This window comes from Bacillus sp. B-jedd (assembly GCF_000821085.1).
Classification (GTDB): Bacteria; Bacillota; Bacilli; order Bacillales; family Cytobacillaceae; genus Bacillus_D.
This window is the reverse complement of sequence record NZ_CCXR01000001.1, coordinates 4,161,455-4,174,546: the sequence shown is the minus strand read 5'-3', so window position 1 is coordinate 4,174,546 and position 13,092 is coordinate 4,161,455. Positions and strand designations below refer to the sequence as shown.

Below are 13,092 nucleotides of genomic sequence, written 5' to 3'. Positions count from 1 at the left end.
AAAAAGCAAAAAAGCTGATTCCAACATGGAACCAGCTTTTCGCGTTTGCTAAATAGGAACAGCGGAATTGCCAGCCTTTACGCTGCCATCGACGGCTGTGATCCGATTACGGCCGTGCTGTTTAGACTTGAGCAGCAATTGGTCCGCCTGTATATAGCCTTTCTCCATCGAGACCTTGTCATTGATTCTGTAAAAGTAGAGGCCGAATGATGAGGTGTACGATATGTGGGCTTTACCGGACCCAAACTCTACTTCAACGCTACTTTCCTCCACTTCATACAGGATCCTTTCAACTAGATCCATGCATTGCGAGTAATTTCTGTTTCGTAAGAATAAAGTGAACTCCTCGCCCCCGCTACGAAACAGATTATCATTCGTATTTAGGAAGCTCTTAAGTGTACTGGCAAAATGCCGGATGACCTGGTCGCCTACCGAATGATTGTAACTATCGTTAATTCTCTTGAAATTATCAATATCAGCCACGACAATCCCGATATAATCCCCGGTCTTGTCCAATTCAGCCATTCTTTTGTCCATAAAAGCACGGTTATTTACGCCGGTCAGAAAGTCGGTATAGGCCATTTGCTCGAATTTATCCCGTTCAAATTTGTTCTGGATGCTTTGGGATTTCGAGTAAAAGGAGCGGCTGACAAGATAATTGAGAAAGAAAAGAGCAAATAGCGCCCCCCATTCACCTTCATGCAGGAATAATAGTAATAGTCCATTTGTAAATGCCGTCTTGCCCATATCAAGGATGCTTCTGCTTTTAATAAAATCGATTGCGGCGCGGGTTGTATTAATATCGCCGGTCATGAGAAAAACAGTAATCAAAAGAAAATCAATGATGAGCGATGTAACGCCTACAAGGATCATCATTAAAAACCAATACCCGAAGGGAAGCGGTTCGATCACCGGACTCAGAATGTTGTACAGGTAATACGCAGCCGAATAGGTCAGCGCAAAGGAACCGACATTATAAAATGTATCAGTGAATTCATCGGGATCATCAGTCTTCGTGCGCTTCTTATTAAAGTAAATCGTAAATCGGTATATCGTTTCAAAAATGAATAAGCCAAGCGGACCGGCAAAAATACCGAAGGAAAGGCTGTAGCTAATCCCGTAATCAGTGGTTGTATTCCCTGTCTTGTGCAGGACGCGCAAGTGATGATATAACACGGAAAAAAACCAGAATAAAACAAGGGCCTTCACAAAAAGGCCTGAATCGACCGCTAAGCTATTCGCATGGAAAGCGACTGCAAGTCCGGCGAAAAACAAAACAATGTTAAAAATTTTGGCTCCAACCATGAAACTGCGGCCCCTTTCCAACCATCTACCATTTATAATACTGTATAGAGAAGAGGGAATGTACTTTATTTTCAAAAAATATGCATAAAATTTTACTTATATTGGGTTTCATTTAGGGAAAGGCAGGGGAAATATGTCTCCATTTACAAAGCGTGTCATTGATATTATTTCAAAAATTCCTCCCGGTAAGGTTATGACATATGGCCAAGTCGCAAAAGTTGCCGGGAGTCCGCGCGCGGCGCGCCAGGTCGTCAGGATTCTCCACTCCATGAGCGGCAAATACAATCTTCCGTGGCATAGGGTGATTAATGCGCAGGGGGAAATTCCAATTAAAGATGAAGAAGCGAAATCCTACCAAAGAGATATGCTGCTCGAGGAGGGAGTCCCATTCATTGCCCGGAAAGTGGATCTTCCATCCTGTTTATATGAACCGGGAGCATACGAAGAGGAAGAGGATTAATGAATATCAGAGTGTTTTGCCCAAACAATTCAACGAACCAGTTTGGTGGAATTGACCTTTTTTGCCAGTAAGTGTTTGTTAAGAGGTGAACATTTAGATATAGTAAAAGAGTAAAAGGTCCAGAAAAGGGGGAAAAAACATGGGCTTGGAAATACGTAATCTGACAAAAAGATATGGAGAAACAACCGCTGTTAACAATATCTCGATTGAATTGCCGAAGGGCCAGGTGCTTGGCTTGCTCGGCAGGAATGGCGCCGGCAAGACGACGACAATCAAAATGATGCTTGGCCTTGTCCAGCCGGACAGCGGAGAAATCATGTGGGAGGGCCGCCCATTCAGGAGAGAGGAGCTTTCTATTGGCTATCTGCCGGAAGAGAGAGGGTTGTACCCGAAAACAAAAATTGCCGAGCAGCTGCGTTACTTTGGGCAGCTTGAGGGATTGAACCGGAAAACAGCCAATGAACGCATCGATTATTGGCTTGAGAAATTTGAAATCACCGACTACAAAAGTAAACTGGCGAGCGAGCTGTCAAAAGGGAATCAGCAAAAAATCCAGGTTATCGCAACACTCCTTCATGACCCGGATATTATTATCCTCGACGAACCGTTCAGTGGCCTAGATCCCGTCAATGCAACGATGCTCGGGACAGTGATTGAAGAACTCGTTGAACAGAAAAAGACAATTATTCTTTCCAGCCACAGGATGGAGTCGATTGAGCTGTTTTGCGAAAATGTCTGCATGATGAAGCAAGGAAACATCACGGTTTCCGGCAAGCTTCAAAAAGTGAAGGATGACTATGGTTATAAAAATTTGCGGATCACGTCGGAGCTGTCGCTTGAGCCTGTGTTCCGGAAGTTTGATATGCCTTTTGAGCAAACGGGCTTGATTTATACTGCAAAGGTACATAACGAAAAAGAAGGCATGGCAATTCTGAATGCTGCGGCAGATGCGGGAATTCAGCTGCAAAATTTCTCTCTGCTCGAACCGACGCTGCATCAAATCTTCGTGGAGAGGGTGGGGTAAATGGAAAAATTCCTGACAGTACTTAAATTTCATTTGAAAGAGGGCCTGTCCGGCAAAGGATTCATTATCACTGCCGCCGTGTTATTTGCCGCCATCTTTGGTTACTTTGGATTCACACACTACTTTGCCAAAGAAGAAAAAATGACTGTGTACGTCAGCAACCAGTCCTCAGGCTATGTTTTTGATGCGAAGGGCGTGAAGGCAGACTTTGCCTCCATCAAGGAAATCAGCGAGGAAAAGGCTGAAGGGATACAGAGGAAAGTGAAAGATGGAAACGCGGATGCGCTCATTGTCCTTAAAGGAAGCGGTGAAGCACCCGAGGTAGAGTACTATTTCCGGAGAATGGCTGACTTCCAGGTGCTTGGCTTGATCAATTCAGTCATCCAGCCGCAATATCTTAATGCCGTCATGACAAAACATAGCGTTGAGCCGCAAGTGGCAAACGCATTATTGACCCCGGTCAAGGTTGAGGAAATACCGCTTAAAAAGACGGAGTCCCTTGGGCTGGTGTATTTCTTCTTATTCCTGATGTATATGTTTATCATCATGTTCGGCAATACCGTTTCGTTAAGCATTGCCGGGGAAAAGACTTCCCGGGTCATGGAAATCATGATTACAAAAGTTAAGCCGATTACGATGATGTATGCGAAAATTACTGCCGCCATGATTTCGGGGCTGCTGCAAATCGGCATGGTTGCCCTTGCTTATGGAGCGGCGAAGCTCCTCGGCTGGACTGCGGGAGACCTACAGATTTTCGGTATGTCTTTGGACCTGTCAGTACTGAATCCGAAAATATTTATGTTTTTAAGCCTTTATTTCGTGCTCGGCTATGTTGTCTATGCCCTGCTGTTCGCCTCCATTACTTCGGTCATCAGCAGAATGGAGGATATCGGATCGATCATCTTCCCGGTCTCCATTTTGCTAATGGGAGCATTCATGCTTGGGATGAAGACCATGTTTGATCCGAACGCTGGGATTGTTCTTGTAAGCTCCTATATCCCATTCTTCTCGCCGATGGTTGTGTTCTCCCGGATTGTCCTTGGCGAAGCGGGCTCGCTAGAAATCATTTTGTCAATCGTGGTCCTGATCGCCGCCATTGCACTGCTCAGCCTCATTGCCAACCGCATTTATTCGAAAGGCGTAATGAGATACAGCGGCAAAACTAATATCGCGGATATCATCAAAATGGCCAAGAATACTGGAATGTAAAGAAAGAGGCTGGGCAAAAGGTTTTCCTTTTGGCCCAGCCTCTTCATATTTGACTTTGCAGTAGCTCTGACAGCGCCCCGTGTGCGCCGTTAGGCTCTTTCTTCGAACAACTTTATTACGCCGACAATGGTTTCAACCGACTTCAGCATATTGTCCACAGAAATGAATTCGTATTTTCCGTGGAAGTTCTCGCCGCCTGTAAAAATATTCGGGGTAGGGAGACCCATATAAGAAAGCTGGGAACCGTCCGTGCCGCCCCTGATCGGTTTGGTGACAGGCGTAATACCGAGGCTCGTCATGGCTTCATGAGCAATATCAACAATTTCCTTCACCGGTTCAATTTTCTCTCGCATGTTATAATATTGGTCGGCCAATTCAAGATGGATGGCGTCATGGCCATAAATCTCGCCTATTTCCTGGGCGATTTGCTCCATTTTTGCTTTCCTCGCCGCGAAATTTTCCTTGTCAAAATCCCTGATTATGTAATATACCTTTGTTTCTTCAACATCCCCGCTGATAGAAATCAAGTGATAGAAGCCCTCATACCCTTCGGTCAGTTCAGGCGCTTCTTCTGCAGGCATCCTGCGGTTGAAGTCCATGGCGATTTTCATGGAATTCACCATTTTCCCTTTTGCCGTTCCCGGGTGGATGTTGGTACCTCTGAAAACAATTTTTGCCGAAGCGGCATTAAAGCTTTCGTATTCCAGTTCGCCAAGCGGACCTCCATCTACTGTGTAGGCATATTTCGCATTGAAGGCTTCGACATCGAATTTATGCGGGCCCCTGCCGATTTCTTCATCCGGTGTAAAGGCGACACGGATTTTCCCGTGTTTGATGTCCGGGTTTGACAGGAGATAGCGCATCGCAGTCATGATTTCCGCAATACCCGCTTTATTATCGGCCCCAAGCAAAGTGGTTCCGTCTGTCGTGATGAGGGTATGGCCGGCATAGTCAGGCAGTTGCGGGAAGTCGGCTGTTTTCATCACAACATTGAGTTCCTTATTTAGGATGATGTCTTTTCCGTCATAATTTTCGATGACTTGCGGCTGGACGTTTTTCCCGGTAAAGTCAGTTGCTGTATCAAGGTGGGCCAAGAAACCGATTGTCGGAACATCTTTTTCTACATTGGCAGGAAGGGTTGCCATGACATAGCCATTCTCATCCTTCGTTACTTCCTCCATGCCAATCTCTTTCAGCTCCGCCACCAGATTCTGTGCGAGTGTCAATTGGCCGGGCGTCGATGGGCAGGATGAGCTATTCTCATCTGACTGCGTATCAATTTTTGCATATGAAATAAACCGTTCAATGATCTCTTTCTTCAAAATCAACATCTCCTATTGGTAGATTTAAAATAGTTTCCTTCCTTGCCATTATAATACAAACATGATTAAAGGCTGAACAACCGATATGCGTTTGTCGATAAATGATGGTTTCTCCCTATAAATTATCATAAAGAAAATCCATAGAGGTATGGACGGAAATAGAAGAATCATGTACAATGTTTTCAGAATATTATTTTTATTATGAATAGATAATATTCTTATGTGCATCTAGTGTTAACTAAAAATGGCAAAAAAGAAAATAGGGGGATACGTGATGAAGAAGAGAAGGTTGGCAGGGATTTTTCTATCATTTTCTTTGATTGCCGGAGTGTTGGCAGGCTGCGGCAGCCAGGGGACAAGCGGTTCTGGAGGAGACGGCAAAACGATTAAAATCGGGGCGAACCTTGAGCTTTCGGGCGGGGTGGCATCCTATGGGCAATCGATTTCAGAGGGTCTCCAGCTAGCGGTAGAAGAAATTAATAAAGAAGGCATTGATGGCAAAAAAATTAAATTGGTTAAATTTGATAATAAGTCTGAAGCTGCCGAGGCAACTTCAGGAGCGGTCAAGCTGATCAGCCAGGACAAGGTAGCAGCGATTGTCGGGGCGGCCACAAGCGGAAACACGCTTGCGCAGGTCCAGTTGGCTGAAAAGCATAAAGTTCCGATCATTACACCTACCGGAACCAATCCGGATGTGACAAGCAAGGGTGGCAAGTTGAATACTTTTGCCTTCAGAACTTGCTTCATTGACCCGTTCCAGGGAACTGTCGCGGCGAATTTCGCGGCTGATAAGCTTCAGTCCAAAAAAGCGGCTGTTTATGTCGATACAGCGAGCGATTATGCGAAAGGGCTAGCTGCTGCATTTAAGGAAGCCTTCAAGGCAAAAGGCGGCGAAATCGTTGCTGAAGAGGCATATGTGGCGAAAGACACTGATTTCCGTGCAACCTTGACAAGAATGAAATCCGAAAATCCTGATTTCGTTTTCCTTCCAGGTTACTATGAAGAGGTAGGCCTGATTGTAAAGCAGGCACGTGAAATCGGCCTCGACGTACCATTCATGGGCGGAGATGGCTGGGATTCCCCGAAGCTTGTTGAAATTGCTGGTGCGGATGCACTGAATAACACATTTATTACTAACCATTATTCTTCGGCAGACCCTGACAAGAAAATTCAGGACTTCGTTGAAGCCTTCAAGAAGAAATACAAAGGAAAGTCACCGGATGCCTTTGCCGCTCTTGGCTACGATACAGGTTATTACCTGAAGGACGCCATTGAGCGCGCGGGCAGCGCAGATCCGGAAAAAATCAGAGCGGCTTTGGAAGAAACAAAGAATCTTGCGCTTGTCTCTGGAACGCTCACTTTGGATGAAAATCATAACCCTGTAAAATCAGCAGCCATCTTGAAATATGAGGGCGGCGAGCAAAAGTTCGAAACTAAGGTTAATCCGTAAGAGGCTGAAAGCATTTAAATAAAAGAGGATAGGGGGCATCGTCCCCCTATTTCGGGTTAAACGGCTATATATACAGTACCTTTCAAGGGGAGTATGATTATGGAATTTTTACAGCAATTGATTAACGGAATATCGCTGGGAAGCATTTATGCGTTGATTGCACTGGGCTATACGATGGTATATGGAATTGTAAAATTAATCAATTTTGCCCATGGGGACATCTTCATGATTGGTGCGTTCACCGGCTTTTACTCAATTACAATCCTGGAACTGTCCTTTTTCCCCGCCCTCCTACTATCGATGGCGGTCTGTTCCATTTTCGGCGTCCTGATTGAAAGGATTGCCTATAAGCCGCTCAGGAACGCGACGCGGATTGCCGCATTGATAACAGCAATTGGTGTTTCCCTTCTGATAGAATACAGCGTCATTTACGTCCGTGGCGCCCAGCCGGAGGCCTATCCTTCGGGAGTGCTTCCAAAGGAAACGATCAACATCTTCGGTGCATCCATCAGCAGCCAGTCATTATTCATCCTCGGAGTATCGGTTGCCCTGATGGTCATCCTTCAGTTCATTGTCCATAAAACGAAAATCGGTAAGGCGATGCGGGCGGTATCCTATGATGCTGACGCGGCCAGGCTGATGGGGATCAATGTAAACAATACAATTTCAGCAACGTTTGCCATGGGCTCCGCTCTTGCGGGAGCGGCCGGGGTCATCTTTGGTACGTATTATACGAAAATTGAACCATTGATGGGCATCATTCCTGGCTTGAAAGCCTTTGTTGCCGCAGTTCTCGGGGGAATTGGCATTATTCCCGGCGCAATGGTGGGAGGGCTCCTTCTAGGGGTCATTGAGGCTCTGGTCAGTGCGGCAGGCTACTCGCTATGGCGTGACGGAGTGGCCTTTATCGTTCTGATTCTTATCCTTATTTTCCTCCCATCCGGGCTGTTCGGCAAAAACGTGAGAGAGAAAGTGTAGGGGGGAGCAGAATGGAGTATTTTAAGCGGGCAAAAGGCTTCTGGCTCTCAGTTATACTGGCTTTAGTCGTCTATACTGTTGTCCAGGCAATGATCATGGGGGGAATCCTCAACATTTTCCATGTGAATACCCTCGTTACAATTGGAATTAATATTATGCTTGCGGCCAGCCTTCACTTAATTATTGGAATAACCGGCCAGTTTTCAATCGGGCATGCGGGGTTCTTGGCAGTAGGCGCGTATACATCGGCGATTATGACGATGATGTTCGATCTTCCCTTCGCAGCCGCCCTTTTGATTGGCGGCCTTGGCGCGGCGGTAGCCGGCCTCCTTATTGGGATTCCGAGCCTCCGCCTGAAAGGGGATTACCTGGCGATTGCGACACTCGGTTTTGGCGAGATTGTCCGCGTTGCCCTTTTGAATTTTGATTATGTAGGCGGGGCAAGCGGCATGCAGGTCATGCAAATGAGCACGTGGAGCTGGACATTTGCCTGTGCCCTGATCACTCTTGTTGTAATCGTAAATTTTACGAATTCAACACACGGAAGGGCCTGTATTTCAATCCGGGAGGACGAGACGGCGGCAGACGCGATGGGAATCAATACAACTTACTATAAAGTTGTCGCTTTTGCCATTGGCGCCTTTTTTGCCGGAGTCGCGGGCGGCCTTTTTGCCCATAACTTTTATTTGATTCAGCCATCCAACTTTGGATTCCTGAAATCATTTGACATTTTGATCATTGTCGTCCTCGGCGGGCTTGGAAGCCTTTCGGGAGCTGTCATTGCGGCGATCCTGCTGACAATTGTATCAACCTTCCTGCAGGCTTATCCTGAAACGAGGATGATCTTCTACAGTTTAATCCTGATCCTGACGATGCTATACAGGCCTCAGGGATTGCTGGGAACAAGGGAGATTACTTCATTCTTTAAAAAGACAAAGAAGGCGGGAGGGGATCATGATGGCACAGGACAAACCGTTGCTTAAGGTGGAACAGGCCGGGATCCGCTTCGGCGGCTTGAAGGCCGTCTGGGATGTGAATCTGGAGCTGTTCCAGGGCGAACTGGTCGGGCTGATTGGTCCGAACGGCGCCGGGAAGACAACTTTTTTCAACCTGCTCACCGGGGTTTATGTCCCGACCGAAGGGGAGATTTCCCTCGACGGTGAAAGCCTGAAAAAACTCCCGCCTTACAAAATAACAAGGAAGGGAGTCAGCCGGACGTTCCAGAATATCCGTCTGTTTGGTGAACTGTCCGTAATTGACAACGTCAAGGTTGCTTACCATTCGCTGGCCAAGCACGGCATACCAAGTTCCGTTTTCCGCTTCCCGAAACACTTTGAAGGTGAAAAGGAAATGGATGAAAAGGCGGTCGAGTTTTTGAAAATTTTCGGGCTTGACCGTTTTAGGGACGAGAAAGCAAAAAATCTTCCTTATGGGCAGCAGCGGCGGCTGGAAATCGCCCGCGCGCTTGCCGCCAATCCGAAGCTTTTACTGCTTGATGAGCCGGCTGCCGGTATGAACCCGCAGGAAACAAAGGAGCTTATGCAGCTAATTTCTTTTATCCGGAACAGATTTCATCTCACTGTCCTCCTTATTGAGCATGATATGCCTTTGGTCATGGGGGTTTGTGAACGGATTTATGTCCTCGACCACGGTCAGTTGATTGCCCAGGGAACGCCTGAGGAAATCAGGAATAATCCTAAAGTTATTGAGGCGTATCTTGGCGAGGAGGTATCGTAATGCTGAAGGTAGAAGGAATCAATGTTTACTATGGAAACATCCAGGCGTTAAAAGGTGTATCCCTTGAAGTGAACAAAGGTGAAGTCGTGACGCTGATTGGGGCCAATGGCGCCGGTAAAAGCACTTTGCTGAAAACAATATCCGGCCTGTTGAAACCGAAACAAGGGGAAATTCTTTTTGAAAACCAAACGATTGCCGGCAAGGCGGCACAGGGGATTGTGAAATTGGGAATTTCCCAAGTACCGGAAGGACGCCGTGTTTTCGCTAATATGTCGGTTGAGGAAAATTTGGAATTAGGAGCCTTTCTCCGTAAGGATAAGGCGGGGATCAAGGAGGATTTCAATAAGGTCTTTGACCTGTTTCCAAGACTTCAGGAGCGCCGGAAACAACATGCAGGCACATTGTCAGGGGGGGAACAGCAAATGCTCGCCATGGGAAGGGCGCTAATGGCAAGGCCAAAACTCCTTCTTCTCGATGAGCCGTCCATGGGGCTGGCACCGCTTCTCGTAAAAACTATTTTCCGGATTATCTCGGAAATAAATGAATCAGGGACGACAATTCTCCTTGTTGAGCAAAATGCCCACATGGCTTTGTCAATTGCTAACAGGGCTTATGTTATTGAAACAGGGCGGGTCGTCCTTTCAGGATCCGCACAGGAGCTTCATGCGAGCGAACAAGTGAAAATGGCCTATCTCGGCGGCCATTAGAAAAATAATTAGCAAGCCATCCATCATTCGATGGGTGGCTTTTTGTTGTCTTTTGGCGAATTTTGTTTCCCGGGAAATAATTACTGAAAATAAATGATGATAAGTGTCTTGACACCTGTTAAAATAAAAAGCGGACAGCCGGATAAAGGCCTGTCCACCGGGAGAAACAATTCAACAAATCAGGGGGCTCAAATGAAAAAAATAAAAACTATTTCGGAAAAGAAATTATTGGGGATTGCCGGACTGGGCTGGATGTTCGATGCCATGGATGTCGGTATGCTTTCCTTCATTATTGCCGCGCTTAAAATAGATTGGAATCTGACCCCGAAAGAAATGGGCTGGATTGGCAGTGTCAATTCCATCGGCATGGCAGTGGGGGCTTTGGTTTTCGGTTTAATGGCCGACCGGATCGGCCGTAAAAACGTTTTTATGATAACATTATTATTATTTTCAGTCGGAAGTGGTTTGTCCGCCTTAACAACTTCGCTCGCCATATTTCTCGTTCTGCGTTTTCTGATCGGCATGGGGCTTGGCGGTGAACTGCCTGTCGCTTCTACATTAGTATCCGAAAGTGTATCAGCCGAGAAACGCGGCAGGGTGGTTGTGCTGCTTGAAAGTTTCTGGGCGGCTGGCTGGCTGATAGCGGCTGTTATTTCCTATTTTGTCATCCCAAGGTATGGCTGGCAGGCTGCCTTGATTCTTGGTGCGTTGCCGGCGCTATATGCCATCTACTTAAGGATAGGCCTGCCGGATTCGCCAAGATACCTGACACTGGAAGAAAGGCATAAGCCGTCCGTTTTTGAAAGTGTAAAAACATTATGGTCAAAGCAGTTTTCGAGGAAAACTGCCATGCTCTGGATCCTTTGGTTCTGTGTGGTTTTTTCCTACTACGGGATGTTCCTTTGGCTTCCGAGCGTCATGATCATGAAAGGCTTCAGCATGATTAAAAGCTTCCAATATGTATTGATCATGACACTTGCCCAGCTTCCGGGCTATTTTACAGCAGCTTATTTTATTGAGAAAATCGGCAGGAAGTTCGTGCTGATTGTATATCTTGCCGGAACAGCGGCCAGCGCTTACTTTTTTGGAAATACCGACACCTTATGGATCTTGATGACCGCGGGCGCATTTCTTTCCTTTTTTAATCTTGGTGCATGGGGCGCGCTCTACGCTTATACCCCTGAACAGTATCCAACATCCATAAGGGGTACAGGCGCCGGCATGGCGGCATCCTTCGGAAGGGTTGGCGGAGTGCTTGGCCCGCTATTGGTTCCTTATTTATCGGCCCAGGGTTATTCGATTCATGTGATTTTTACTATTTTCTGTATTTCAATTCTTATTGGGGCGGCGGCCGTATTTTTCCTTGGAAGGGAAACAAAGGCCGAGGAACTGGCATAAATGCCCATGCAAAAGGGTACCGGCCAAGGCTGGTACCCTTTTATACTATCGCTATCCAATTTACTTGAGGACGGTTGAGCTCAAAAACTCCCTCGTCCTTTCTTCCTTCGGATTATCGAAAAATTCCTCAGGGTGGCCTATCTCCACAACCATCCCTTCATTCATGTAGACCATCCAGTCGGCAACTTCTTTCGCGAATCCCATTTCATGGGTGACCACAACCATTGTCATTCCTTCATCGGCGAGTTCTTTCATGGTCTGGAGAACTTCCCCGACGAGTTCAGGGTCAAGGGCCGAGGTCGGCTCGTCAAACAGCATAACTTCCGGCTTCATCGCAAGAGCCCTCGCGATGGCGACGCGTTGTTTTTGCCCGCCCGAAAGCTTGCTTGGATAAACGTCTGCTTTATCCTCAAGGCCGACTTTACGCAAAAGCTCCATCGCATCGTTCGTCGCCTCTTCTTTTGATACCTTCTTTACATGGACAGGGGCTTCAATAATATTTTCAAGCACCGTCATGTGCGGAAACAGGTTGAAGTGCTGGAAGACCATGCCGACATGCTGGCGCACCTCGTTAATATTATGCGTTTCCCGGCTGACTTCCCGGCCATTTAAAATGATCCGGCCATTATCCTTCTTCTCGAGGAAATTCAGGCAGCGCAGAAGCGTGCTTTTCCCGGATCCGCTGGCGCCGACCAGGCAGACAACATCACTTTCATAGACAGATAAATTGATATCTTTTAATACATGCAGATCGCCGAACGATTTGTTCAGGTTTTCTACTTTTATCATTTCGCGGGTTTCCATTCACATTTCCTCCTATCGGTCACTGACTGCCAATCTCTTCTCGAAACGGTTGACTACGAATGTGAGCAGGGCTACAAGGATCAAGTAGTAAACAGCTACAATCAGTAAATAGGTCATTTCATCAAAGTTATTCGATCCAAGAGTGGTTGCTACATTAAATAGTTCGTTCATTGAGATGAAAGCGGCCAGTGATGAATCTTTAAGACCTATGATAAACTGGTTTCCAAGCGGCGGCAGGGCGCGGCGGAACGCCTGTGGCAAAATAATTCTCCGCATCGCAAGATTCTTGCTCATACCGAGTGAACGGCCGGCTTCCATTTGTCCCTGGTCGACAGCTTGAATCGAGCCGCGGAAGATTTCAGCGATGTATGCGCCGTTATGGAACGCCAAGGCAAGAGAAGCGGCCCAAAAATCAGGCAGGAGGAAAATTCCGCTGATCCCGAAATATAAAATAAAGATCTGGACGATCAGCGGTGTTCCCCTGATCAGGTAAATGTACACATCGGATATGTAACCGAGCCATTTTACTTTTGATATCTTTAAGAGGGCGAAAAACAGCCCGATGACAATACCGACCAATACGGATACAACGGTCAGCTTTAAGGTTAAGAGCATGGCGTCCATAAAGAGATCGCTGCTGCTCATTAATGTTTTGAAAAAATGAGAGAAACTAGGCAAATTCGCTTCTTCCTTTCTGC

The 13,092-nt window shown here is 46.7% G+C and carries 13 protein-coding genes; 9 read left to right on the top strand and 4 right to left on the bottom strand.

What is annotated here, in order from left to right; translation table 11 throughout:
- Positions 1–48 precede the first annotated feature (48 nt).
- Positions 49–1,305, bottom strand: a complete 1,257-nt coding sequence (locus BN1002_RS20340) for a GGDEF domain-containing protein (RefSeq protein ID WP_048827355.1) — start codon at positions 1,303–1,305, stop codon at positions 49–51.
- 133 nt (positions 1,306–1,438) lie between these two features.
- On the opposite strand from BN1002_RS20340, the gene BN1002_RS20335 reads away from it, so the two are divergent.
- The 3 genes from BN1002_RS20335 to BN1002_RS20325 all read left to right on the top strand — a co-directional run bounded on the left by BN1002_RS20335 (position 1,439) and on the right by BN1002_RS20325 (position 3,998).
- Positions 1,439–1,765, top strand: coding sequence for an MGMT family protein (locus BN1002_RS20335; protein WP_048827354.1), 327 nt, complete (start codon positions 1,439–1,441; stop codon positions 1,763–1,765).
- A gap of 139 nt (positions 1,766–1,904) precedes the next feature.
- Complete coding sequence (locus tag BN1002_RS20330; RefSeq protein WP_048827353.1) at positions 1,905–2,789, top strand: ABC transporter ATP-binding protein; 885 nt, start codon at positions 1,905–1,907, stop codon at positions 2,787–2,789.
- Positions 2,790–3,998: an ABC transporter permease gene (locus BN1002_RS20325; protein WP_048827352.1), complete on the top strand. Its 1,209-nt coding sequence runs from the start codon at positions 2,790–2,792 to the stop codon at positions 3,996–3,998.
- An 89-nt stretch (positions 3,999–4,087) separates the two neighbouring features.
- Here the strand turns inward: BN1002_RS20325 and pepT are convergent, their stop codons facing one another.
- Entirely contained in the window at positions 4,088–5,320 is a 1,233-nt protein-coding gene (pepT, locus tag BN1002_RS20320) for a peptidase T (protein ID WP_048827351.1), read from the bottom strand.
- A 274-nt stretch (positions 5,321–5,594) separates the two neighbouring features.
- On the opposite strand from pepT, the gene BN1002_RS20315 reads away from it, so the two are divergent.
- The 6 genes from BN1002_RS20315 to BN1002_RS20290 all read left to right on the top strand — a co-directional run bounded on the left by BN1002_RS20315 (position 5,595) and on the right by BN1002_RS20290 (position 11,590).
- Complete coding sequence (locus BN1002_RS20315; protein WP_048827350.1) at positions 5,595–6,770, top strand: ABC transporter substrate-binding protein; 1,176 nt, start codon at positions 5,595–5,597, stop codon at positions 6,768–6,770.
- 99 nt (positions 6,771–6,869) lie between these two features.
- Positions 6,870–7,748, top strand: a complete 879-nt coding sequence (locus tag BN1002_RS20310) for a branched-chain amino acid ABC transporter permease (RefSeq protein WP_048827349.1) — start codon at positions 6,870–6,872, stop codon at positions 7,746–7,748.
- 11 nt (positions 7,749–7,759) lie between these two features.
- Entirely contained in the window at positions 7,760–8,731 is a 972-nt protein-coding gene (locus BN1002_RS20305; protein WP_048827347.1) for a branched-chain amino acid ABC transporter permease, read from the top strand.
- Positions 8,706–9,485, top strand: a complete 780-nt coding sequence (locus tag BN1002_RS20300) for an ABC transporter ATP-binding protein (RefSeq protein ID WP_048827346.1) — start codon at positions 8,706–8,708, stop codon at positions 9,483–9,485. The genes BN1002_RS20305 and BN1002_RS20300 overlap by 26 nt, the downstream gene beginning before the upstream one ends.
- The gene (locus tag BN1002_RS20295) at positions 9,485–10,192 is read left to right on the top strand and encodes an ABC transporter ATP-binding protein (RefSeq protein WP_048827345.1); all 708 of its coding nucleotides are present in this window, start codon (positions 9,485–9,487) and stop codon (positions 10,190–10,192) included. The genes BN1002_RS20300 and BN1002_RS20295 overlap by 1 nt, the downstream gene beginning before the upstream one ends.
- Positions 10,193–10,384: 192 nt before the next feature.
- Entirely contained in the window at positions 10,385–11,590 is a 1,206-nt protein-coding gene (locus tag BN1002_RS20290) for an MFS transporter (protein ID WP_048827344.1), read from the top strand.
- Between the two features lie 60 nt (positions 11,591–11,650).
- On the opposite strand, the gene BN1002_RS20285 is transcribed toward BN1002_RS20290, so the two are convergent.
- Together BN1002_RS20285 and BN1002_RS20280 are read right to left on the bottom strand one after the other, a co-directional pair.
- Positions 11,651–12,394 (bottom strand): amino acid ABC transporter ATP-binding protein, encoded by a 744-nt coding sequence (locus BN1002_RS20285; protein ID WP_048827343.1) that lies wholly within the window; start codon positions 12,392–12,394, stop codon positions 11,651–11,653.
- A 12-nt stretch (positions 12,395–12,406) separates the two neighbouring features.
- Positions 12,407–13,072, bottom strand: coding sequence for an amino acid ABC transporter permease (locus BN1002_RS20280; RefSeq protein WP_048827342.1), 666 nt, complete (start codon positions 13,070–13,072; stop codon positions 12,407–12,409).
- Positions 13,073–13,092 lie beyond the last annotated feature (20 nt).